25 protein-coding genes are annotated in these 23,108 nt (G+C 30.9%); 7 read left to right on the top strand and 18 right to left on the bottom strand.

Annotated elements, in window-relative coordinates; all coding sequences use genetic code 11:
- Positions 1 to 130 precede the first annotated feature (130 nt).
- On the bottom strand, positions 131 to 979 hold the full coding sequence (locus AAGG74_RS17570) for a methyl-accepting chemotaxis protein (RefSeq protein ID WP_429676507.1): 849 nt from the start codon (positions 977 to 979) through the stop codon (positions 131 to 133).
- Positions 980 to 1,394: 415 nt separating this feature from the next.
- On the opposite strand from AAGG74_RS17570, the gene AAGG74_RS17565 reads away from it, so the two are divergent.
- The gene (locus tag AAGG74_RS17565; RefSeq protein WP_429676506.1) at positions 1,395 to 1,661 is read left to right on the top strand and encodes a hypothetical protein; all 267 of its coding nucleotides are present in this window, start codon (positions 1,395 to 1,397) and stop codon (positions 1,659 to 1,661) included.
- 255 nt (positions 1,662 to 1,916) lie between these two features.
- On the opposite strand, the gene murB is transcribed toward AAGG74_RS17565, so the two are convergent.
- The 4 genes from murB to AAGG74_RS17545 all read right to left on the bottom strand — a co-directional run bounded on the left by murB (position 1,917) and on the right by AAGG74_RS17545 (position 4,649).
- On the bottom strand, positions 1,917 to 2,831 hold the full coding sequence (gene murB, locus AAGG74_RS17560) for a UDP-N-acetylmuramate dehydrogenase (RefSeq protein WP_429676505.1): 915 nt from the start codon (positions 2,829 to 2,831) through the stop codon (positions 1,917 to 1,919).
- A gap of 128 nt (positions 2,832 to 2,959) precedes the next feature.
- Entirely contained in the window at positions 2,960 to 3,478 is a 519-nt protein-coding gene (locus AAGG74_RS17555) for a YdcF family protein (RefSeq protein WP_429676504.1), read from the bottom strand.
- A gap of 312 nt (positions 3,479 to 3,790) precedes the next feature.
- Positions 3,791 to 4,093: a hypothetical protein gene (locus AAGG74_RS17550; protein WP_429676503.1), complete on the bottom strand. Its 303-nt coding sequence runs from the start codon at positions 4,091 to 4,093 to the stop codon at positions 3,791 to 3,793.
- Positions 4,094 to 4,136: 43 nt separating this feature from the next.
- Positions 4,137 to 4,649 carry a hypothetical protein gene (locus tag AAGG74_RS17545; RefSeq protein WP_429676502.1) on the bottom strand — a complete coding sequence of 171 codons (513 nt, stop codon included), beginning with the start codon at positions 4,647 to 4,649 and terminating at the stop codon, positions 4,137 to 4,139.
- Positions 4,650 to 4,816: 167 nt separating this feature from the next.
- On the opposite strand from AAGG74_RS17545, the gene AAGG74_RS17540 reads away from it, so the two are divergent.
- Together AAGG74_RS17540 and AAGG74_RS17535 are read left to right on the top strand one after the other, a co-directional pair.
- On the top strand, positions 4,817 to 5,161 hold the full coding sequence (locus tag AAGG74_RS17540; protein ID WP_429676501.1) for a hypothetical protein: 345 nt from the start codon (positions 4,817 to 4,819) through the stop codon (positions 5,159 to 5,161).
- A gap of 95 nt (positions 5,162 to 5,256) precedes the next feature.
- Positions 5,257 to 5,595, top strand: coding sequence for a hypothetical protein (locus AAGG74_RS17535; protein WP_429676500.1), 339 nt, complete (start codon positions 5,257 to 5,259; stop codon positions 5,593 to 5,595).
- A gap of 142 nt (positions 5,596 to 5,737) precedes the next feature.
- On the opposite strand, the gene AAGG74_RS17530 is transcribed toward AAGG74_RS17535, so the two are convergent.
- From AAGG74_RS17530 to AAGG74_RS17520, 3 genes are all read right to left on the bottom strand, one after another.
- Entirely contained in the window at positions 5,738 to 6,118 is a 381-nt protein-coding gene (locus AAGG74_RS17530; RefSeq protein ID WP_429676499.1) for a hypothetical protein, read from the bottom strand.
- A gap of 69 nt (positions 6,119 to 6,187) precedes the next feature.
- A complete protein-coding gene (locus AAGG74_RS17525; RefSeq protein WP_429676498.1) occupies positions 6,188 to 7,642 on the bottom strand; it encodes a DNA cytosine methyltransferase in 1,455 nt (484 codons plus the stop codon).
- A 131-nt stretch (positions 7,643 to 7,773) separates the two neighbouring features.
- Positions 7,774 to 9,105, bottom strand: a complete 1,332-nt coding sequence (locus AAGG74_RS17520; protein WP_429676497.1) for a glycosyltransferase family 4 protein — start codon at positions 9,103 to 9,105, stop codon at positions 7,774 to 7,776.
- 569 nt (positions 9,106 to 9,674) lie between these two features.
- Here AAGG74_RS17520 and AAGG74_RS17515 point away from each other — a divergent pair.
- Positions 9,675 to 9,944 carry a hypothetical protein gene (locus AAGG74_RS17515; protein ID WP_429676496.1) on the top strand — a complete coding sequence of 90 codons (270 nt, stop codon included), beginning with the start codon at positions 9,675 to 9,677 and terminating at the stop codon, positions 9,942 to 9,944.
- Positions 9,945 to 9,978: 34 nt separating this feature from the next.
- Here AAGG74_RS17515 and AAGG74_RS17510 read toward each other — a convergent pair whose 3' ends face one another.
- The 5 genes from AAGG74_RS17510 to AAGG74_RS17490 all read right to left on the bottom strand — a co-directional run bounded on the left by AAGG74_RS17510 (position 9,979) and on the right by AAGG74_RS17490 (position 14,690).
- The gene (locus AAGG74_RS17510; protein WP_429676495.1) at positions 9,979 to 10,413 is read right to left on the bottom strand and encodes a nucleoside 2-deoxyribosyltransferase; all 435 of its coding nucleotides are present in this window, start codon (positions 10,411 to 10,413) and stop codon (positions 9,979 to 9,981) included.
- A gap of 151 nt (positions 10,414 to 10,564) precedes the next feature.
- Positions 10,565 to 11,329 (bottom strand): nuclease-related domain-containing protein, encoded by a 765-nt coding sequence (locus AAGG74_RS17505; RefSeq protein ID WP_429676494.1) that lies wholly within the window; start codon positions 11,327 to 11,329, stop codon positions 10,565 to 10,567.
- A 1-nt stretch (position 11,330) separates the two neighbouring features.
- Positions 11,331 to 12,365: a hypothetical protein gene (locus AAGG74_RS17500; protein WP_429676493.1), complete on the bottom strand. Its 1,035-nt coding sequence runs from the start codon at positions 12,363 to 12,365 to the stop codon at positions 11,331 to 11,333.
- A gap of 118 nt (positions 12,366 to 12,483) precedes the next feature.
- Positions 12,484 to 13,080, bottom strand: coding sequence for a thermonuclease family protein (locus AAGG74_RS17495; RefSeq protein ID WP_429676492.1), 597 nt, complete (start codon positions 13,078 to 13,080; stop codon positions 12,484 to 12,486).
- 392 nt (positions 13,081 to 13,472) lie between these two features.
- Complete coding sequence (locus AAGG74_RS17490; protein ID WP_429676491.1) at positions 13,473 to 14,690, bottom strand: S1 RNA-binding domain-containing protein; 1,218 nt, start codon at positions 14,688 to 14,690, stop codon at positions 13,473 to 13,475.
- Between the two features lie 238 nt (positions 14,691 to 14,928).
- Here AAGG74_RS17490 and AAGG74_RS17485 point away from each other — a divergent pair, with 238 nt between their 5' ends.
- On the top strand, positions 14,929 to 16,935 hold the full coding sequence (locus AAGG74_RS17485) for an ATP-dependent helicase (RefSeq protein ID WP_429676490.1): 2,007 nt from the start codon (positions 14,929 to 14,931) through the stop codon (positions 16,933 to 16,935).
- Between the two features lie 56 nt (positions 16,936 to 16,991).
- Here the strand turns inward: AAGG74_RS17485 and AAGG74_RS17480 are convergent, their stop codons facing one another.
- A complete protein-coding gene (locus tag AAGG74_RS17480; protein ID WP_429676489.1) occupies positions 16,992 to 17,594 on the bottom strand; it encodes a hypothetical protein in 603 nt (200 codons plus the stop codon).
- Positions 17,595 to 17,887: 293 nt separating this feature from the next.
- Between AAGG74_RS17480 and AAGG74_RS17475 the strand changes: the two genes are divergently transcribed.
- Positions 17,888 to 18,259 carry a hypothetical protein gene (locus tag AAGG74_RS17475; protein ID WP_429676488.1) on the top strand — a complete coding sequence of 124 codons (372 nt, stop codon included), beginning with the start codon at positions 17,888 to 17,890 and terminating at the stop codon, positions 18,257 to 18,259.
- A 94-nt stretch (positions 18,260 to 18,353) separates the two neighbouring features.
- Here the strand turns inward: AAGG74_RS17475 and AAGG74_RS17470 are convergent, their stop codons facing one another.
- From AAGG74_RS17470 to AAGG74_RS17460, 3 genes are all read right to left on the bottom strand, one after another.
- Positions 18,354 to 19,061: a 5' nucleotidase, NT5C type gene (locus AAGG74_RS17470; RefSeq protein ID WP_429676487.1), complete on the bottom strand. Its 708-nt coding sequence runs from the start codon at positions 19,059 to 19,061 to the stop codon at positions 18,354 to 18,356.
- 125 nt (positions 19,062 to 19,186) lie between these two features.
- The gene (locus AAGG74_RS17465) at positions 19,187 to 20,386 is read right to left on the bottom strand and encodes a murein hydrolase activator EnvC family protein (protein ID WP_429676486.1); all 1,200 of its coding nucleotides are present in this window, start codon (positions 20,384 to 20,386) and stop codon (positions 19,187 to 19,189) included.
- A 154-nt stretch (positions 20,387 to 20,540) separates the two neighbouring features.
- A complete protein-coding gene (locus tag AAGG74_RS17460) occupies positions 20,541 to 20,825 on the bottom strand; it encodes a hypothetical protein (RefSeq protein ID WP_429676485.1) in 285 nt (94 codons plus the stop codon).
- 97 nt (positions 20,826 to 20,922) lie between these two features.
- Between AAGG74_RS17460 and AAGG74_RS17455 the strand changes: the two genes are divergently transcribed.
- A complete protein-coding gene (locus AAGG74_RS17455) occupies positions 20,923 to 21,903 on the top strand; it encodes a BPTI domain-containing protein (protein WP_429676484.1) in 981 nt (326 codons plus the stop codon).
- A gap of 40 nt (positions 21,904 to 21,943) precedes the next feature.
- Here the strand turns inward: AAGG74_RS17455 and AAGG74_RS17450 are convergent, their stop codons facing one another.
- On the bottom strand, positions 21,944 to 23,107 hold the full coding sequence (locus tag AAGG74_RS17450; protein ID WP_429676483.1) for an LlaJI family restriction endonuclease: 1,164 nt from the start codon (positions 23,105 to 23,107) through the stop codon (positions 21,944 to 21,946).
- Position 23,108 lies beyond the last annotated feature (1 nt).

The raw sequence follows: 23,108 nt of genomic DNA, 5'->3' as shown, positions 1-23,108 counted from the left end.
TTTTACCCCTCATTCCTAATTGTATATTCCTTGTAATATTTTTTTTATTATATACACATATATTGTTTATTTTAATTTTTTATGAAAGAATAGCAGGTCGTTATCCTACTACTTAGACCCTATTTTTTATTTATTTATTATTTTTCGTAATGTTTTGAGCATACTCAGAAAGTTCTTTTGCCGTTTCGCTGATTTGATTGATACTATTTATTAAATTTGTTGTAATAACGTTTTGCTCATTGGATTCTTCGCTAATTTTTTGAATGTTTTCGTTTAGGTTGGATAAAAGTTCATCAATTTTATCTATAGTTGTTTTAATCGACTCTGAATGAGCTTTTGAACTTCCTGCTAAGTTTCTAATTTCGCTAGCAACAATGCCAAAACCTTTTCCGGCCTCCCCTGCCCTTGCTGCTTCGATTGATGCATTTAAGCCTAGTATATTAGTTTGTTCGGAAACTTCTTTTACGAGCCTAACGATCTTATCTATGTCTTTATTGCTTTCTATTATGTTGTTAGACTGATCAGAGACTGAATCGATGTTGTCAGCGAGTAATTGATATGAATCAGTTAAATATTTTAATGATTCACTGAAAACTCTAACTAAATCAAACAAGCTTTTAGAAATTTCATTTATTTTTTCGTAATTCTTTACACTGCTTGCGACACCGATGCTTCCAATCAAGGTTCCATATTCATCTCTTACTGGTATAGTATTAGCCACTAATGGGACACCGAACACACTCTCAGGTATGAAGCTGTTAATTGGCTTGTTCATCTTGACTGCTTCATACATCCCGTCTCCCTTTTGTAGCAAATAACCTGGTGATATACCTAAAGTAAAAGTCTTCCCAGGAATGCTAATCAGCATATGTTTTGTGTTAGAAATACCTATGGTTACATCTTCGATAAATAAGTCAACCATAGTTGGAGCTAAATGAACTAAATTTTGCAAAATTGGATGAGTATCTTCGATATTCAAGTATTATTCAACACCGTTCTATTTAGAAACATTTAAATTATACAGTGCATAAGCAGCATTTCCTTTAATTGAGAAAACAGGGAATAATTAAGTGTGAACAATTTGTCGCCAATGGCTTGCATATGGAGTATAATGTTTACTGTTAATCTTATTTGTATACTTCTTTTTTGGCGATCTTATTGAAAGGATCGTCTTTTTTTATAAAACGTATGCCCTCTATTCTCAAACCACTTTTTTTAGTGTATGATAATAAGACCAACCAGTCTTTTGGCGAATTCTATTATTAAAATATGAATTCGTCTTTTTTTATTCTGTTTTCGTAAAGTTTGTTTAGTTTATGAGAGATATTTTTCCACATTTGAAAAAACAACGTTAAGATAGTAAAGTAAAGACGAACCTATAAGGAGTGAAAAAAGTGGAAATCATAAGCGCCCCATTAACAATAAAAGAAATCAAGAAAAGAGCAGATGAAAATAATTTTATTGGTGGTGTTGTAATTGTAAAAGCAAGTGAAATGTACAACCACACTTATGAAGATTTCCTTGATACCCTATCAAAAAGATTAACAAATAAAACAACTTTAAGGGATATTGAATGGGAAATTGTAGGCCATAATGATGGCGGTTCTGTTCTTATTGAAGTTTCAGGAGATGTAACTGGCATTATTAAAAAAGATAATTAGAAGTAAGAGCTGTATATTTATATAGCTCTTTTTTTATGATCTTTTGAACATTTTGGTGGTATTATGACTTCATCATATTTGACAGTTAGAAACCAGCGCATTTACCGCTCTTTTTCAACGTACTCGAAAAAGATATTCAATTTTCAAGAAAGCATCTCTACACGAAAATAACGTGTTTTAAAAATTAAATGAGGGCGAATCCTAGAATTCGCCCTCATTTTTATAATGAATGATGGAATATATAAAGGTTTATGTTCAGTCTTCCCCTATTATTTTCACTTCTGTTTCGAGTTGAACGCCAAATTTAGAATAAACTGTGTCTTGAACATATTCGATTAGTTGAATGTAATCAGTTGCTGTTGCAGAATCAATATTTACAATAAAACCGGCGTGTTTAGTTGAAACTTGAGCTCCACCAATTTGTTTACCTTGTAACCCACTTTCTTGAATGAGCTTTCCTGCGAAATAACCTGGTGGTCTTTTGAAAACACTTCCGCAAGATCGATATTCGAGGGGCTGCTTTGATTCTCGTTGGAATGTTAAATCATCCATTTTTACTTTTATGCTAGATACTTCCCCTTTCTTGAGTTCAAATGTTGCCTCAAGGACGAGAATCTTTTCATCTTGGAATCTACTTTTTCTGTAGCCCATCCTCATTTCATTCTTGGTGATGGTTTTTAGATTACCTTTTTCATCTAAGACCAATGCTTCTTTGATAACTTCAGAAATCTCTCCCCCATATGCTCCAGCATTCATATAAAGGGCTCCGCCTACTGTTCCGGGGATTCCACAAGCAAACTCCAACCCAGTTAGACTGTGTGATAATGCAAAACGTGATGTTTCTATAATAGCCGCGCCACTTTGGACAGTGATCTGTGTATCGTCTTTCAAACTGATTTTGTTTAGATCTGATAGAAGGATAATAATCCCTCTAATTCCGCCATCCTTAACAATTATGTTAGAGCCAAATCCTAAAAACGTGAGCGGTATATCTTTATCTCTAGCATATTTATAAATGGCTTGTACATCTTCGTAAGTGGTTGGCTTAATAACAATGTCGCCATTTCCTCCTGTTTTTGTATAAGTGTAACGGCTTAAGGGTTCATTTATTTTGATATAGGTTGTATTTAAAATGTTTGATAGATCATTTTGAATGTTGTTCGGTGACATATGTTTCTCCTCTTAATTCAATGTATGGATTAAGTCATTAAATTATGACTTCTTTTTTAGTAACAGGTGCTTATTATATGATTTGTTTTGTGAGAAACCAAGGAAGGTTAACTTGTTTATATATAGATTTAGAAATGTTTTATCTGGTTGGTTGCTCTTTCGATGTAATACTTTGAAATGGCCAAATACTCTCTAAAGTACCATTTAGGGGCTTCTTCGGGAGGGGTTTTTGCGGGAATTGAATATAAGGCGAAGCCTTGATCTTTTGCAATTAACCTAGCTCTGTAAATATGAAAGTAATTACTAACAACAATCCCTTTTCCGTTTTTAATCTTTTTCGGAAGTAATCTTTCAGAAAAAGAGATATTCTCAACAGTTCGAGACGATCGATCCTCAATCTTAATTCTAGACTTAGAGATTCCTTTTGATACTAATGCATCTTTAATTGCTTGAGCTTCGGAAATTCTTTCGTTTGGTCCCTTTTGTCCGGATGCAATAGCAATTGTGTCGGGGTTCTTTTTTAGATAGTCAGACGCGGCATCTATTCTTTCTTGAAGAGTTGGAGAAGGGTGTTTTCCGTCCACCTTAGTTCCTAGGATTATTATATAATCAGCGTTGATAGGTACATACGTTTTGGCATTTAGCATTATCTGTATCTGTAGAAAAGCAAAGTAAAGGATAAAAACTACTGAGAATAATAAACAATATATAAATAGCTTTTTATTCAGTTTTTGGCGAACGCTTGGTATATGTAACACCTCTCTTCTTTTTGAAAAAATTTTCTAGAGAATAAAACAATGTAGTTAGCGTGTCGCTTTGCAACTGTTCGAGCGGAACTCGAAAATAAAAAAACAGGAATTAATCTGTTCCTGTTTCGCTTTTTGTGATTTTTTTATAAAACCTGCAAAAAAAGAGCTGGAATATGAATTCCGCTCTCTAGGTTTATTGATTATATAAGCTTAGTTTAAGGTTTGCTTTTTTGTAATATTTTTAGTGACTACTCCATAGTTTTCGTAGAAGTCTGCTTCGTAAATATCTTTTAACTCCACGGTAATATCTTCGCCCATTTTGTGAGACAAGATGTGAAATACGTTACCTTCTTTAATGGGGCGAACCAGGAAATCACTTTTTTCTGAGAGTACAAATTCAGATGACATAGATTTAAATAAATTAATAATGCCTTTTTCTGAATAAGAGGTTTTTTGTAATAAGTTTTGATTAACTTCTTTAAACTGTATTGTTTTTTCATTATACATTATCATAATTAGGTGCACCGCTTCCCTTTTGTTTTTTTCATATTATACCTTACTTGAATGTAAGTTTGGAGTCATCTACGTATTTAGCGAAAAATTCCCCGTTATCTTTTGTGGCCAGTTCAAAAACTTTATTACCTTCTTTGAAATAAGTCGATTCAAAAGATCTAAATGGAATAACCGTTTTACATAATACTTCATCCATTTTTGTGCTTTGATCTATGCCTGTGTATTGGAATACAAAGCTAATTTTGTTTAAACTGTCGGCTAAGACAACCCAATCACCTGGCACTAAATCAAAGACTGATGGTAGCTCCTCTCCGGATCTAGGGTCTATTCCATCGTTTCCAAAGAAAGCTTCCATTGCTAAAAAGAATGAATCGGGTGATACGAAACGTTCTTCGCAACGTAAAGGTAAGTGTGGATCGATATCCATAGATATGTTAGCGTCAAAAGAAACGTAATGTGAGGGTTCAACTTGCTGCTGCCAAAACGTATTAGTCGTTTGAAATGATTTTAAAATTTCTATTCTTTCTTCTTTGGTGAACACTTCATATGTATACATATATAATTAACCTCTTTCCGTTTATGTTTTACTGAGATTAATCATATTCAGAAAGTGAAAAAACGGTGGAAATTATAAAAAAAGTACGCAGCAAGCTTTTTCGGTTTTCTTCTTTAGGTTTTAATAATGTGTGTTATCATTTTTAAAACTTCAAGGAGGAAGATGGATTGAAATTAGCGGAAATAGCAACACTAAATCTCAAAAAAATTGAATCAGCGGGGCCTTTCCTTGTGCAAAAAGTGATCAATGGGACAAAGCCGAAGACAAAATGTAATTGTAAGATTTGTGGTGAGCCATTAGATATTGGTGAAATTGCGAGGATAGAAGCAGTTATGGGATTTGGAAAACCTATTACAGTATCATTCTTCTGTGAAAGAGATGTAAAGCAGTTTATTGATCTGCTTATCACTCATTATGATTGGAGTCCTAAAGGTTCTATTGCTTTGAGTGATTTTGGACCAGATGGTGAAATTGTTCAAGAGTTTAGAGGCGAATTGGTACATTGTTTATAATTTGAGCATACTCTCAAAAATAAGTCTACATTGCACTTGAAAGAAATATACAGAGTACTTATCTAAAAAAGAAACATTTGAGGAGAAATACTGTTATGAGAATTTTAACTTACACTGATGAAGAAATTCGTCAGAACATTAATGAAATCGTCTTTATTAAGATGGATTTTTCATCAAATAGGTTTGAAACGATTCAAGTAAAAATTGAAAAAATAACTGCAAAACAATTCAATGTAGTAAAACCAGTTAAAAAGATTGTAAGATTTTCTGATGTAGGTTTATTTTCTTCTTACTATTGTGGATATTTTTTCAAAAAAGATGTAGAAGTTGCTGTGAAAGAGTTTAAAGCGAAAGAAATTGAAAAACTTGAAAATAAAATTCGTAACGCTAAAAAAGAAATTGAAAAAATAAAAAATATTGAAACAGGCAAATAGAAAATAAAAAGCAGAGCTCTATAGTTTCTCTGCTTTTTATAATTTAATCATTAACTTATGAGCTCTTTTACTTTAGATTGGTTCTTTTTTTAAAAAGAAAATAAAAAAGCAATTAGGATTAACCTAATTGCTGCGATTTATTTTACATTGCTATAAGTTCTTTTTGTAGATTAATTATATTATTTTCCTTTTCCTCGAACCCGTTTTCAAGAGCAAACTTTTTCATTTCTTCGGTGATAATGCAATCAAGAGTTATTTTTTCAAATCCATTTTTATTTGCGTACTTCGTTAAAAATTCAAGAGTTTCCAAAGCAACACCAGATTCCTTGTTCTTGAACTGTATATTTCCAATAACCAATTCTTTATTTGTCGCATTAATCTTGAGTATGAATTCATTCACACCACTGGAAATGAATAATCGATTATGTGAAACCCAGTGTTCGGGTACGCAGTAGTTAGCTGCATCTTTTTCGAATAAATCAACCAAAGTTTCAAATTCCTTGCTTGTGATTGTTTCTATCATTTTTTAAAATCTCCTTATTGCCTAATTTTTTAGAAAAATGTGAATTTGGAACATTGTTCTTTTTATATATCACGTACAAAACAAACAGCGAGGTTTATTTAAAGTCTCTTTGATTTTTTTAATTTTTAGAGCCATTAAAGATGAAACAATATTTGAAGCAATTGCTTCAATTGGGCGAACATTCACTGAATTTCCCAATATTTCATATTTACGAGTGTTGGAAATCCCTTCGGGGAATTTGAACCACTCAGGATAGTTCATCATTCTCATCACTTCTTTTGGACTAAATAATCGCCACAGATTTTTTTTTGGGTGTTTCAGATAAGAGCACACTGTTTGCCGCTTCATATAGCCTTTAACAAAGCAAGATACTTTGCTATCATTTGGTTCAACCAAAATGTTATTGTTATCTGCTGTGAAACCTGTGTGTGCATATTTTATTTTGTGTGTTGTTAAAAATGTTTCCATAACTGTGCCTTTTATTGGACTCCACTCATCTACTGGTACATCATCTAAAAAGTCCTTTACCTTTTTCCTTCTAGAAATCGGGATACTTGGTCTTTCAGGAAATTCAAAATCAGATTTCTCTCTAAAAGCAACTGCATATCCTCTTTTTCTGGTTTCAACTGCTCCTAAATCATAGCTATCAATTGTTTCTTGGTGCCATTCCGGAAATACAGGTGATAACATCTTTTTGATTTTATGGAATGTTTTGCTTTTGAAATAAGTTGGTACATTTTCAAAAAAGATAGAACTTGCTCCAGATTCCAATATAATTCTTACGATGTGGAATGAAAAATGTTCAATTATGCCTTTCATTTTCAAACCTAGGCCGCTATATTCCACGCAAGGAGGTGAAACTAAGACAATGTCTGCTTTTGGGACATATGCAGGGTTAACGCTCCTTATATCTCCCCAATACAAAAGAGTTTTTGAAAAGTTATTTCTAAATGTTTCGACTGTCCAAGACATATAACCAGGTTCTTTTCCTTTTCTTTCGAATGAATCGGGATTATTTTCTGGGATATCGGAATCAACAGCAAAAACCGAGTCGCAAGCTTGTGTATTTACAAAGGCAGAAGTCATTGCGCCTCCTCCGGCAAATAAAGAAATCACCTTAAATTTTCGAGGTTCATCATTCCAAAAGTCATTCGTTTTAACTCCATTCAACATCTCGAAAGACATTTCTTTGTAAACGAAAATTTCTTTATCTTTTACAACTACATCGATTTTTACCCCTATGCCAAGTACTGAATCCACATTACGGTTGCAAACATCAAGAAGTGGTTCACCTCTTTTTTTATGTACTTTATGTGTTTGTCGTTCTAATGCATTAGCAGCTCTAATATGAACTACATTATCTTCTGCTGAAACAATTAAACCCATACCAGGTTTAAAGTTTCCAGCTCTTAATACTGCTTTTTCTAGCCATAAACGTGTGATGCTTTTATTTTTTGAACTATAAGATGTGCGATAATTTCTAATCATAATTGCATTTTTTAATATGTTCTTTAAGTTAATCATTATCTCAAAACTCCTTTGAAGTTTAGTATCTGAAAAATTATAAAATGAAATATTAATAAATGCTAAAAAACAAAAAAAAGAAGCAACGATATTAAGTTGCTTCTTTTCTCTAATTGCTACTTACAAGATTATCAAATTGGTTTTGAAATGACATAGGTATTTTTTATAAATTCGTTTTCGATTAGTTCGAAGTTATCTTTATTAATCTTTTCGTCTTCGTATAAATCAGCTGTTTTTAGCCCATTTTCAATTAGTTTTTTTCTTGTTGGTTTATCTGTTAAAATTTGTTCTACTTGTTTTCTCATTAAATCATAGTTTTTAAAATTAAACAACATAGCGTTTTTGTTATCAACCGCGTATTGTTGGATTCCTAGATTATTAGAAGCTACTACTGGAGTTCCACAGGACATAGCTTCTAATGGAGGTAAGCTGAAGGCCTCGATTAAAGATCCATTTATATATACTTCAGCTAACTGAATGATACGAACAAGATCGTTTTGTTCAGGATTTACTATAGTGTCTACTAAATGATGAGAATACTCTCCGGGATTTGGAGTTACCCATTTAATTCTCATATTATGTTTTTCAGCAATGGGGATTAAATTATCGATTGTTTCCTTAGTGTTTTTGAAAATGTTTGTTGAGTCTCCGATTACTAATAGATAATCTTCCTTATTAGAATCCGGATTATAATTAAACTTTTGCTTGTTAACACCATTTGGGACAATCCAAGCTTTCCGTCCGTAATTATTCTCCATTAGATGTGAAATAAAAGACGAAACCCCCATATGAAAAACAGGAAGTGAATAAAATAGTTTTAGTTTGTTTATTTTTTGAGGATCATTAGAGAATGTGTCGTAGTCTCCTTGTGAATAGAAAACTGCTTTTTTAAAATGTCTGTATAAAGGGAAAATTAAATCCCAATGCGTAGCAAATGCAACTTCGTAATCTGCTGCAAACAATGATATTGATTCATCGCTATCATAAGTTAATACTTTCTTTGTGATTGGACCTATCTTTAACTGATGTTCTTCGAGAGTCGTGTTATACGGAATAAAATAGTCTATGTCATACCCTTTCTCTGAAAGCATATCTCCTAATTTAAAAATCATTTTAACTCCGCCGGTCCAAGCGGCGTGAGGTAAAAATACCGCAATTTTTTTCACTTGTTTTTGTTTTTCTACTTGGTTAATGATTTTTTTATTTGAAATGCCATTCTTATAATAATTTCTTTTTTGGGGATGGCTTGAATAGAACTTGTATAAATTATAAAGGTCAAAATCAGTTTTATTATTTGTTGATACGAGCGTTTCTAAATATTCGGGGTCTCCATCGATTAATTTTCCTGTTGCCAATATTCTCTGAATGTGGATTTGGCTTTTAGTTTTCCAAAAATGTTCTACTTCTTCCCCTCTTTTCAAGAACAAATCTAGCGCTTTGCTTTGAATTATGTTTGTGTCCAAGATTATTGCCTCCCTAAATAAAAGATTTAATACGAGATAATGAATGTTCGTCTTATTTTTATTTTTTTATATTTTATCCTTTTGGATGGAGCTAAAGGATGTAGATATGAGTGTATATAATAATTGAAATGAAGTTTAAAATGTGTGAGGTGTTTTATGTATTTTAGAGTAAAGAAGAATACGCATTTAGTTATTTTATTTTTAGGAATTTGCTGCATTGTTTGGTGGGGAATTGTGTGTAAAATGACCTTTAATTCGTTAGTTCGTATTCCTTTTCTTCATTTTTTACCGTACATTTCTTTCTTGGGTATGATGGGATTTAGTATTTTTGGTTGGGTTAAATTGTATCTTGCAGAAAGAAAGATTACAAAGGCTTTAAAAATTGAGGATAAATAGTTTTTGTAAATTGTTGTTGCTGTATAAGTAGTAGTATAATTAAGAATGGAATTGGAGGTAATTATATGAAAAATAAATTCCAAGTGAAAACCATCATAGCTTGCCTATAAGTGACTAATTAGACTCCTTGAGATCCCTTATAGGCGAGCGTTTTATTCAAGGGGGTTTTCACTATGAGAAAACGTAATAGTGGTTATTATCGGCATCACAGAGAAAGAGTGATCAAAAAAAAATTAAACATTCTAAAAAATGTTTGGAAAGTAAATGGCGACAATCATCCTTGGATCGAATGTCCAGGTAAATTATCGAAAGCGAAATTAAATTGTTCTTGCAAGCTATGTAAATATGAAAAACACTATGAAATTCCGACGTCTAAAAATAAGTCGAAATTAGATATTATGAAAAAAGATATTAAAAGCTATCTTGAAGGTGATTTTGAGTAACAAAAAAAGCAATGGAGATATCCATTGCTTTTTTTTATTCCACTTGACCTTCAAATCTGATTAGTGGACAAGTTTTCCAATTGTAACTTTTGACTTCTTCCCACGTTTTAAAGTATGCGATTAGGGATTCGCTGATCATTAAGTTACAGTACTCCTCCTTTTCGTGGAATATAAAGATTGGTTTTCCAATAGCATAAGCAAGGCCAATTTCAAACATTGTGCCGCTATCAGTTTCGTCATAAATGGCAAAAACCAAGTCAGCACTTTTGACGTTATCTACGTCATTTTTAAATACTACGTCACGCCAAGGTTGTGTATTGTATATATACTCAGAAAATTGATGTTCTCGTGGGCTAAACACGTCAAATCCCATTTCACGTAGAACTTTCTCTGCTATTGATAACCTTTTTTCTTGGGTTTCGTTAAACCAACCGCTAGCTAAATAAATACGCTTGCCTTCTAGATTCATAATTATCCCTCCTATTTGATCGTAAAAGTTTTCATATGTTTTTATTATTCTCCTTGAGCATTATATATAAATTCTATCTCGAATTTATATACATAGTGAAAAAAACTTAAAAACAGCAGCTTGCGAAAACAGTCTAAGATGAACTTAGCAATCATTCATTTTTTTGTTTTTTTCTTTTATCTCTAACACGTTCTTTCTCTAGTGAAATTTGATTTTTTATTGCGTCGATAATTATTTTTTGTTCACCTTTGGTTACTGTCCTTTTTGGTTCGTAACGCTCAAGATATTCTCTAAAAGAAGAATTAAGAGTTAAAATAGGAATTTGCTTGGAATGAACATCAACTTTTACGGATGGATTTACAAAATAAACTATACCTTGGATCCAATATTGATACCCTACCTCTTTTAGTATTCCAGATAGGCGATAAACGTGGGTTTTAACTTGTTTCGTAGGATTATAAAAAGGATTGGCATATTTTCCACCTAATTTTGTTTCTTTGAATTGAACCCATCTTTTGTCTTCACTTTTGCCAGTTATAACGCCGTTGTGATTTTTAACTTCGATTAAGAATACACCTTTTTTTCCTACTACAATAAGATCTGTTTCGCTTTCTTGATGTTCGTATAATAAAGTTACGTTAGAAAACACAGTGTAATCAGGAGGTAAATTTTTAACTAATCCTAATGCTCGCTTTTCTCCTGAAAGACCATTTAAATTTATTTTTACTTTTCTGCCTAAATAACCTGTCATTAAACATACAAATCCTAGATAACCAAATCCGTAGTATTGCATAATATTAAGAACATCCATTAAAACAAATATAAAAAACGAAATGAACCATAAAATTGTAATAAAAATTAAGTACCTATAAGTATCTATCCGAAGAGGGTTGTGAGCTTTATACGTTCTAGCCATTTTACACCTCCTCGAAGAAAAATGGATGCCTCAGTTCTTTAACAAATTTTTCGGCAGCATTTATTTCTGTGAGTTGTCTATAAGTAGATAGCTCCCAGCTTTTATCCTTTCTATGTAAAGTTAATCTATTGAAAGAGTATGTTGGAGCTCCAGGCAGAAATGAGATATAAACTAAATTTGGATCTTCGATTAAATTAGAGCCTGTTTGAAACCTTGTTTCAGCAACTATGGTTTTGCTATAGTCTTTGAATAATCCTTCGCCAAAATCAAACATTGTTAATACAGCTCTTTTATAAGCGGCGGAATCTAATGTATGATACATACAGAAATTCCAGGCCGCTTCTTTGTTTGGGAATTGCCTCTCATCTAAAACAAAGTTCATATAATAATCAGCTCCTTTTTTTAAGTTCTTTAGTTCCTCGTCTTCTTGAATAATATCAAGCTTTGCTTTCTCAACTTTTAGGAAAAATTCTTTTTTTACTTTCTCGACTTCCTCGTATATATCGAAAATCTGAATAACATTTTTTGTGTTAACTAATCTTTCTGATATGTTGTTGTACATAAAAAGAATGTTTGTCATTTCTTTAGACTGATCTAAACTGATCACATTGAACTTGCGAAAGTAAATATATTGGCTTCCTATTCTTAGTTCAGAGCCAGGTTTATATATCATATTGATATACTTAAAAGCTAAGTTTAAATGAAGCAACGTTAGGAAATCTGCTACATCGGGGTATATAAGGCCATTTGTGATATCGTCTATATAAGGCTTGGCATTAAAAGATAGAGAAAAGAAGACTATTTTCTCTTTTCTTTTGACTTTGGATTTTATTATGTCCAGAGAACTTTTGTATTTAAATTTTTTGTAACGTTCTTCATCTTTGTTACCCGTAGTTGTCATAAAACCAGGATTAACAGTTAATAGCTCAACAATCTTTTCTTCTACTGAAAGTGAGCTGGATACTATTTTCTCGTACTCTTTCTGACAATTAACAGGGATAAAATAGTTTAAACCGTATTCTTCTATTGAAAACATATGTGGTTCCCCCCTTAATTTCGAAGAAAATACCAAAAAAGTTGTTAAAAGTCAAAGTAATTTAAGAAAATAAAAAAACGCAAAGCTTCTTTGTCTTTGCGTTTTATCTTTATATGTATTAATCGTTGTTCCTGATACCTAAATAAAATCCATCTGAATGAACATAGTCTTCTAACGACCAAATTCCTTTTTTTTCTGTTCTAGCCTCTTCTTGAATTTTTTTAAAATCATCAACATAACGTGTGTTTGGAGCATAAACATATGCAACTCTGGCAAGCCCTTCTTTTAACAAAAGTTTATTTATCATTTGTCCATTCACATAAACATATGCCAATAGCCTTCCATATTTATCTCTTTCAGACACATCTTTTTCAATTTGAACTTCAGTCCCTTTTTTCAACATACTTTTTGTATAATTGCTCGCTTTTTTTCCAAAAGGTTGTACGCCTACTCTTGGAGAAACAGTTTCGGGAGTATCGACTAACAAAAACCTTACTTTTTCTTCTTTGTTATTGATTGATACTTTGATGGTGTCTCCGTCAATGACTGATATAACAGTTGCTTGTATTGTTGCATATTCCGAGACATTTTTTGCATCGGTTTTGGTTTCTGATGAAGATTGCGTTTCTGTGATTTTGTTTGATTTTATTTGGTTTAAGCTGCACCCATTTAATAAAAAGAAAACAGAGCATAGAAAAACAAACCATTTTTTCATTTCTATATTCCCTCCTTGAAGTGGAAATATTATAAAATGAAAAAATGGTTTTAGGTGCATAAAAATCTAAATAATAAGAAGAATAAAACAAAAAAACTTAAGAACTGTATCTTGATAAGGCTTCATCGAAGAAATCGCCGTAATCAAGCATTATTCTAGTAAGAGTGGTGGCTGCCAAAAAAGTAATTTTATTGTTCTTTATAATTTTGACACAAGGATAATAAAATAGATCCTTTTTCAAATAACGATAGTTATCATCCTCTATAACTAATTTTGCATTATAAAGATTATTAATCACAATCTTTTTAGCTTCTTCAAAACTAAGTGATGGATTTCTGGACCTTATAATATATTCGTTTACTGCGTGAATTGAGGCATCGTATTCAACGTTGTTAAAGACCATCTCTCAATTTCGATTCAGCTTCAGACAACATTAATAGTCCTAGATCTGATGTAAAATCTTTGGCAACGTCATTTAAACCTATAGTGAATTTAAACAAACCGTATTTTTGTATTAACTCTTTTAACTTGTCTCTTGCAATTGGTGATAGAGGTCCTACGTGAGATTTAATATAATTGACTACCTCTGGCCATTCATCTGAGATATTAGCTTCTATCTCTTCTAATGTGGAAGTTGAGATTGAACTATTTTTTTCAGATGGACTCATAGAAGATATTTGTATCTTTTTTGAATTGTCCGAAGTGTTACGATTAAGCTCTCTTGTGCTTAAACTTAATTTTTCACCGGTTTTAATGATCTTCGCTTCCATTATTTGATCTACGTGGAAATAATCATTAATGTCTTCTACGTAACCATTTAATATCTCAGAAATATGGATAAATCCGTTGATTTGAGGACAATCGATAAACTCAACAAAAGCACCATATCCCATTATTTTTACGACTTTAACTGTTACAACGTCTCCGATTGATAAGGAATCTTTATATTTACTTATTCCTTCTTCATCAAGTTCGTTCTCTTTGTTCGGCACTTCTTCGGCGTCAAATTCTTTCTCATTATTATGCAACAATGAATAAAGATCCTTGGCTTGTCTACTATATAAATCAACTCTGGTGAATTTAGAAAAATCTATTAAGATATTTAGAAGTTCTTCTTTTTCAATTGTTTTAACAACCTCAACTTCATTGGGGACATCGAAATATTTCATTTTTGCATTGAATTTTTTAACAAATTCTTTAAATGCCTTGCCACTGAAATATTTAAACACTTCTATTAAATTAATCCATTCTTCTAAAGAATTGGAGTCCAATAAATAAGAATGAATATCTTGTATTTTAGAAGTGTATATTTTAGTCATATGTGGTGTGTGAGTGTTATTTTCAATCACTTCTTTATTGTTAATAGAATCTAAATTATCCTTATCTTTTATATCTAAAGTTTTGTCAGTATTAGCTGATTCGTTACCTAAATCATTTTCCAATTCTTTTTTTAGAACTCTGTAATAATAGGATTTCACTGTTTCAGGATTTTTACCATATTGTTCTGCAAAGCTCAGAAAAAATTTTTTTAATTCACCTCTTTTGAAACCGCCATTATTCATTTTTTCTTGAAGTGTTTGCTTTAATATTAACGCCAGGCTTTCTTCCATAAAGATCCTCCTTCGACTTAACTTCTAATATAAATAAACATCGATCAGATGGAACTATACTACTTATAGTAAAGAAATAAAAAGTCAAATGCAAATTGTTTTTCTTGTTTTTAAAAGATGAATTTGGCAAAGAGACAATTTAAAATAATTAGCCTTTTTTATTTTAGAACTGGAAATATAGTTTATAACCAAAATATAAAATAAAGTTTTATTAATTTTTTTCTAAGGGGCTGATTATTTGAGTTTAAACAAACAACAAATCGAGGCTGTCGAAACTGTTGATGGTCCTCTGCTTATTTTAGCAGGAGCTGGGTCAGGTAAAACAACTGTATTAGTCAATAGGATAGAGAACCTTATAAATAATAGAAAAATTGATCCTGAAAATATTTTGGCGGTGACGTTTCAAAACAAAGCTGCTAAGGAAATGACTAATAGAGTGTTATCTAAAATAATACATCCTAATATTAATGCTATAACCTTAAGCACTTTCCATTCCTTGTGTTTAAATATCCTTAAAAATGAGTCATTTAGGACAGATGAGATAGGATTTAATTTTAAAATTTACGATCCGGATGATTGTTTGACTTTATTAAAGCAATGCATTAAACAATTGGGATACCAATATTCGAAAAAAAATAAAGATAATTACGTTAATCCTGCTTCTATGTTAACTTCTATTTCTACTTTTAAAAATGAAATGGTTAATTCAAAATGTCTTATAAACGAAACGAAGGAAAATGATTATCAGGATTGGGACCGTATTCTTCAATTAATTGAATCTTATGTTTGGGAAGAGTTAGAGATTTTGCATAAAGTTTATGCTATGTATGAGGAGGAAATGAAAAGATTGAATGCTATAGACTTTGATGATTTTTTATTTAAAACAGTTAGGATTTTTCTAAAACATCCCAACATATTGAAATATTATCAAAGCAAATTTCGTTATATTATGATTGACGAATATCAAGACGTTAATAGAGTGCAATATACTTTGGCAAAATTGCTAGCATCGAAACATAGAAACTTAGCCGTTGTAGGTGATGACTATCAAGGGATATTTGGTTGGAGAGGAGCTGATATAAGAGGGATTTTGTCTTTCGATAAAGAATATCCGGATGCTAAAATTGTTAAATTGGAACAAAATTACCGGAGTACAAAAAGAATTATTCAAGCAGCAAATGAAGTCATTTCGAATAATGTTAATCAAAAGCACAAAAAATTATTTACAACCAATGATATTGGAGAAAAAATTAATTTATATTGTGCATATTCAGAACATAATGAGGCTGCATTTGTCGCACGAAAGATCGAAGAAATGAGAAGGAAAAAAGGATATGAATATGGTGATTTTGCCATTCTATATCGTTCAAATAAAAAGTCTGCCATAATTGAAAGTAAATTGACTCAAGAAATGATACCAAATAAAGTTCTCAGTGGTAAAAGTTTTTTTGATCGAAGTGAGATTAAAGATTTGATGTATTATCTGAAATTTATTGATTCTCCTGATGATCCCATATTTATGAGAAGGATTATAAATACTCCGAAGCGAGGTATAGGTGATGCTACTGTTGAAAAAATTCAGATGTTGAGTCAAACCTTTCCGCTATTCAGTATATTGGGGGATCCTAAAGATCTTAATAGGGTTAACCAAAATACTAAACTAGGATTAAATGATTTTTATAAATTAATCTCTAAATTTTATGAAATGAAGAAGCGAACAAGTGTATCTAAATTGATTGAAGCGTTAGTTAAAGAGTTAGACTTGGTAAATACCGTATATTTTTCTGATGATAAAAAAAAGAGAAAAGATCGTTCAGAAGCAATCGAACAGTTTATTGTTATTTCGAAAGAAATGGATAAAGAAAGAGAAAATTTAACACTTAACTCTTTTGTTGAGGAGTTATTGTTAGATTCAAGCACTAAAGAGAGTGAAGAGGGATTTGTGAAGTTAATGACGATGCACGCTTCTAAGGGGTTAGAATTCCCTGTGGTATTTCTAATTGGTTTCGATTCGAAATCATTCCCTTCGCTACAATCAAAAACTCCTAATGAATTAGAGGAGGAGCGGAGATTATGTTATGTAGGAATAACTCGTGCTAAAAAAGAATTATTTATAACCTATTCAGGTACATTAATGGTTAGAAATAAACAGGGTTTCCTTGAAGAAAAGAATGTTGGGATGTCGAAATTTCTAAATGAATTCGATTTCAAATTGGTGGATGTAATAGAAACAGGTTATTTTTAATATGTTTAAAAATAAAAGCTACAGAAACTTAATATGAGTTAAGTCTCTGTAGCTTTTTATTTATTTCTAGGAAAATGAATTATGTTATTTTGTTTTTTTGGATGGTAAGTGTATTGGTACACTTCTTTGACCCAATCTAAAATTATCTCCTGATGTTCAATGAGGATTAAACAATCTTTAAGGTCTTCTATATTGTGATTTTGTTTTATATTCTCGCAAAAACAATCGGTGTTACTATGAATAAACGTAGCAGAAGATACATCAAGTATGATATCAGATTTTGTTTTGATTACCCTTAAACCATAAATAGAGTAACTATTATCTAATATATTAAAAGAAATATTTATTAAGCCATTGTCTTTGTTGATATTGTTTAACGTAAAAAAAATATCAAACACTTCTTTTGATTTTTCAATATATATTCCAAGCTTAATCTCTTCCTTGTTTTGTTTTAAAAATAATATGAAATTATTTAATAGTTCTTTTCTTAAGTCGGAATCAGTAAGGATTTCCTTGTTCTTAGCGTCACTGTATACAATAAACTCTGCTTCAGAATTATTGTCTGCTTGAAAAGTTAAAAAATATATATTGTTATAAAACTTTATGTACGCTTTTAGCCCTGTATCCAATGGATGTATGAATAAAACTTTAAAATCCAAGATACCCCCTCCTCAACATATGAACTTTGTTGACCATATTGACTTATGGAAAAATGTCAAGAAAAGGCGTTTTAAAGAGGTGGTCCGATTTTGTTATTAATTTGATGATCATCACTCACACTCTTTTGACTTTAGTTGTCAGTAGTTCATATTGTCTGAAGGTTTTTACAATTTCTCGTTCCTTGCAGTTGTCAGAGATCTCAATTCGGAAACCCAGAGAGAATTTTTCAAATATGAATTTGTTAATTTTGAATTAATGGTTATAATCTCTTTCAAATAAGGCGGGTGATAAATTGAAGATTTTTGATGAAGGGATTTTTTTAAGCCATTTGGAACTAGAAGTAGCTAAGAGCGAAAGATTTGGGTACCCTTTTTCGATATTAGCGATTAAAGCTTTGGATGCATATATAAATACAGTTATGTTACTTAACTCTATTTTGGAAGCTAATTATCGAAAAACGGACTTAGTTGCAAGACTAACTGATGGAACATATGTAATTCTACTGAATGGCACAAATGAAAATAAAGCTCAACAATATCTAAGTCGTTTAATACAGACAGCTGTCTCTGAAAATAATATAGCTGTCATTGCTGGAATAACTAATTATCAGGATTCAGATGATGCTAAAAAAATAATGAATCGCTTATTAGAAAAAATAAAATAACCATCGATATTTTTCGATGGTTATTTTATATAGTAGATAAATTAATTATTGGAAGTGCGCAAAAATGACACTGAAGTCCATCCTTTTTGGATAACTAACTTGGAAGTTTTTCAAGCTGATAGTCTTTAGGATATCTGTTGGGTGATTTCAATTTGTTTGTTTTGCTTGTGCAATATAGATCTCTTATAATAGATTCAGCCTCTTTTAAGTCTCTTGCTCTCCAACCTGTATCAATATGTTGGTTGAATGGCATATCAATCAATATAGCTTTTCTTCCCTCTTCTTGAAACCTCTCGAAAGTAGAAGGCTTGTCATCTATAAGAATGTCTCCTTGAATCATCCACTTACAACTACAAAATATAATATTTGATTGAGGAAAATCAGGAAAATGTTCTTTTACCCACATTCGTTTATCATCAGCAGGATTTGAAGTGTGTGCTTGATTCAAAGAATTATTATTAGCATCAAAGAACACACTTTCTTGAAAAGCTGTTCCAGTAGGAGAATCGCTAACTATATAAACATCTGCTATCTCTTGTAAATTTTTCATAAATTCCTTGGCATAAGGTTTAACTTCTAATTCTCTAAATAATCCTGGATATTTAAAAATCTTATAACAATCTTTCCCTTTGCTTGAAAACTTGCTTAAATCCCAATCATCTACTTTTTTATGGTTTATTTTTTCACCAAATATTTCATTATGTATATTCCAATATGATTTTGCAAAATCTGCTAATGTATCATCCATATCCACTAATATAACAGGTCTTTGTTTTTTTGATGTTTCTTGAGCGTGAATCATCGGTCGCAATCTCCTTTTCGGATTCGTTTTTATGTTTTTTCGTTTTTTTATTTTTTTTATAATTATATACAAAAAACGCATATTAATCTAATCATCAGCCTGCTTTTTAAAATATTTTTAAAAAATTATTTTAAAACAGTTAGTGGATCAACATAGGTAAACGTTGATGTTGAATCATCATAGTTTGTGGCTATTGAAAAATGCAAATGGCTACCAGTTGAAATTCCTGAGTTCCCCACTTTAGCTATCAATTGTCCTTGATTGATGCGCTGACCTGGATTGACAAATAGATTACCAGTATCCATATGACCGTAAATGCTAATTAATCCATTATCGTGTTTAATAACAATCCAGTTTCCGTAACCGCTGCTAGTTCCTGATAACAAAATAGTTCCTGTTCCAGCGCTATAAATAGGTGTTCCTGATGGTGCGGCCATATCTATGCCGTTATGTAATCTAGAAATTCCTAAAACAGGGTGGAATCTATAACCATAAACTGAGGATATAGTATACGAACCAGCTTTTAAAGGTGATACTAATACTTGATCTGGAGAAAGAGGTATATCGGCTGTTCCTTTATTTTCATTTCTTTTTTTCACGGCTTCATTAATTTTCTGCATTATTTCAGAGCTTGCTTTTTCTTCTTCAACTAATTCATTTTGCATTTTTAATTCTCTATCTTTATGTTGGCTAAGAATTGTGTCTTGTTGAATTTTCTGTTTTTCTTGTTGTTGTTTTAGAGTTGTTAGTGTGCTTTTATATTTTTCAAGTATTTTCTTGTCTCTTTCCAAATTACTTTTTTGTTCCTTAAGTTCGTTTTGTTGTATCTGAATCGATTCATACAGCTTTTCATTTTCGTCTGCGATAATGTTAATCAAATCAAGTGTTTTTAAAGAATCAGATAAGTTTTGTGTTTGGAAGAAAAACTGAAAAAAACCATAATCTTTATTTTCGTACATAAAGGAAATTGTTTGTCCAAGTTTCTCTTTTTGGCTATTTATTTCTGTTTGTTTTTTTGAAATTTTAGTTTGAGTACTAAAAATTTTTTTTGTTAAGGTATCAATTTTAGATTCAGTATTATGTATCTTTGAATATGTATCATTTAATGTGTTTTCTATATTCATAATTGATTCTTCAGTGTCATCTATGTATTTTTGAATTTCACTAATTTGAGTTTTAATATTTTCTTTATTGTCTTCAACTTTTTTTAAATCGTCTTTTAATATATCTACTTCTTGATTGTCGTCTAAGGCTAGTATATGCACATTTGGAACGACTGATAATAGTAATGATGCAAATGTTAATAACAGAATTTTTTTATTCATATTAACCCCTCATCTTTAAAAAGCCCTTTTATTCTATTTTAAAATTGTTTTTTATAATACATAATTAAAAGTGGTTTTACATACACCTAATTCTTTGTTAAGTTTATTTTCCTTTTTAATAGATGACTTTTAAAAAAAGGTGCAAATTTTGCACCTAAACATAAATCAATATGGTGTTTGATTTTGTTTCGAAATAAAACAGGCCTTTATCCAACCTGACTTTTGAATCTTCGACAAAAGGGAATTGTATGACTTTATCGTTTATTGTGAATTCTATATAACTGTATTCATCCTCGTCTAATTGAATTTTAGTAATAGACCCATCGTTTGGAGTACCGTTATAAATTAACTTCACTTCTCTATCCAATAAAGTTGCTAAAAGAAAGTCGAAAAGCAGAAAAATAATTTGGTCTTTCGTATTTGATACGTATAATCTCAAATCCATCACCCTTTCTTTTGATATTTTTCTAGTCCTTTTCATAATTAATTAGGTAACAAAAGTAAAGAAAAACAAAACAAAAAATGGAGTGATAAAAATGAAAAAAATTTTAATAGGTGGTATGATATGTGGAATATTTATTGTTTCGGGATGCCAAGGCAATAAAAATGATTTTATGGCTCAAACTGTAGAGGCGCAGCCTAAGAAAACTTCTATCTATAATGTTGATTATGATCTTAACGTAACATCAGAGGGCAGTACAATAAATGTAGAAGTAACTATTGATAACAAAGAAAATAAAACAATCCCTTTGTTAACAGAGAGCAATGATTTATTTGATGTTAAATTAAAAGATAGAGATGGCCACCTGATTGACCAAACGAAAATAAAAAAAGACGGTAGAAAAGAAATTTTAAGTAAAGAAAAGGTTAGTTGGAGTACATCATTTAAAGTTAATATGAATAAAGAATTTAATGTAGAAGCTGATTTGATGCTGAAATCTAAGCCTTATAATAAATACGTGTTAATTGATGAAATCAAAGATAAACCAGTGTATGTGTGGATAAAAAATTCGACTGATACTGATATATCTTTTGTTCCTAATGAAAAAGCCGTGTATACATATCAAACATCAGATAAAAAGAAACAAAAAGAAGAGTTTAAATTCTTTAATAAAAACAAGGTTCAGTCTTTTTCCAAAGAAAAAGGTGTGACGTTATATTCTCAAGAAGATGACGGTATTTATAACTTCATATCGCCAGATCCGGTAGGTGATATTGATGGCACGGATTTTATCAGCAAGGAAAATATGAGTTTGTTAATCCCCTTTCCTATTGAAAAAGGTACGACTTGGAGTGCGGGAAAGAAAAAATACGAAATAACTGATACTAATGTAAAGGTGAAGACAAAATTAGATGATTTTAAAAAATGCATTGAGATAACAGAAATTGATGGAAAAGAAAAAAGATATTATTATTATCAAGAAAAAGTAGGATTGGTTAAAATCAAAAAAGCTAGAAAATTAATGCCTTCAAAGACAGAACTTGAATTGATTGAAATTGAAAAACCAAAAAGTTAGTTGTCAAAGAAACCCCGTATTTAAAATACGGGGTTTCTTGTTAAAAGTTTTTAAATAATTCTATGTCGTATTGATGGTGTACTTTAATCACTTCGTCTTCTCCGAATATGTCGTATCTTACCTCCCCTGTTTCTAATGAAAAATGATCTTCAGGATTTTTGGAAGGAAAAATAAAGCCATTGTGAATTATGCTGTTACCTTTAATTTTTTGAATGCACTTTTTATAAAGAATTTGTTTTGAAATATCTTGTATACCTGGCTGATGAATATTGGTATCATAATATTTTGCATCATATAAATAAACTTTGCCATTATTCTCGAAAATTATATCAGGGCGATGGGAACTCGTCTTATTTTCATTTCCTTTTATAAGCCAAGTTGCCTTGGGGAAATAACGACTCCACATATAAGAACAGTCATTTGTATATCTCTTGCATAATTGTTCAAAAAAGAAGTGAGGGTTTTTAGTTCCTATTAAAAGCCCTTTGTTATGAAGGTTTTGATTTTTAATTATATTGTACATTGATGTTAAAACTCTTTTTTCTCTGATTAAGTTAGTTTTATTGAGTTCTTTTTGAATTTCAAAACATAAATCCTCTTTGCTAGGAGCTGAAAAATTAGGTAACGAAGATAAAAACGTAAAAAAAGTTTTTAAAATTGGATATTGTGATAACAAAAAATTTATGCTTAATATATGTACTTTTTTTATATCTTGGCTGCTTAAAGTAAATGAACTTGAGATCGGATTGTCCCAATATAAGTTGGTATTAATTATTTTTGGTGTTTGATTGAATATTCTTTCCCAAGAAGGATTAGACCAATCATTTTTGCTGATACGATGATAGCTATTTAATAAACCATTTATACAATAATCCTGGACAACAAAGAATATATCCTTATAATGGCTATCCTCTTCTTCTAAAGGGGCGGCAATTGAATTGGAAAACTTCAATAAACAATTATGGAATATCTCAGTTTCCTTTGTTGTGAAAAAACAGCTGCTACCATTTCTATATTTAGGGTGTACTAAAAAATGATCGTTTTTTTTATAATATGAACCAATAAAAACAAATTTAATAGAGTCCCCACTCTTTTCGATTAATTTTTCCTTTTCTAATAACAAAAGGGTAGAATTATCTACCCCTATATTTCTTAATTCAGAAATATTGTACAATTGATTTTCAGTGAAATTGTATCTTTTCATA

It is taken from the genome of Bacillus mexicanus (assembly GCF_050445615.1).
Lineage (GTDB): Bacteria > Bacillota > Bacilli > Bacillales > Bacillaceae > Bacillus > Bacillus mexicanus.
This window is presented reverse-complemented; position numbering and strand designations above follow the sequence as displayed.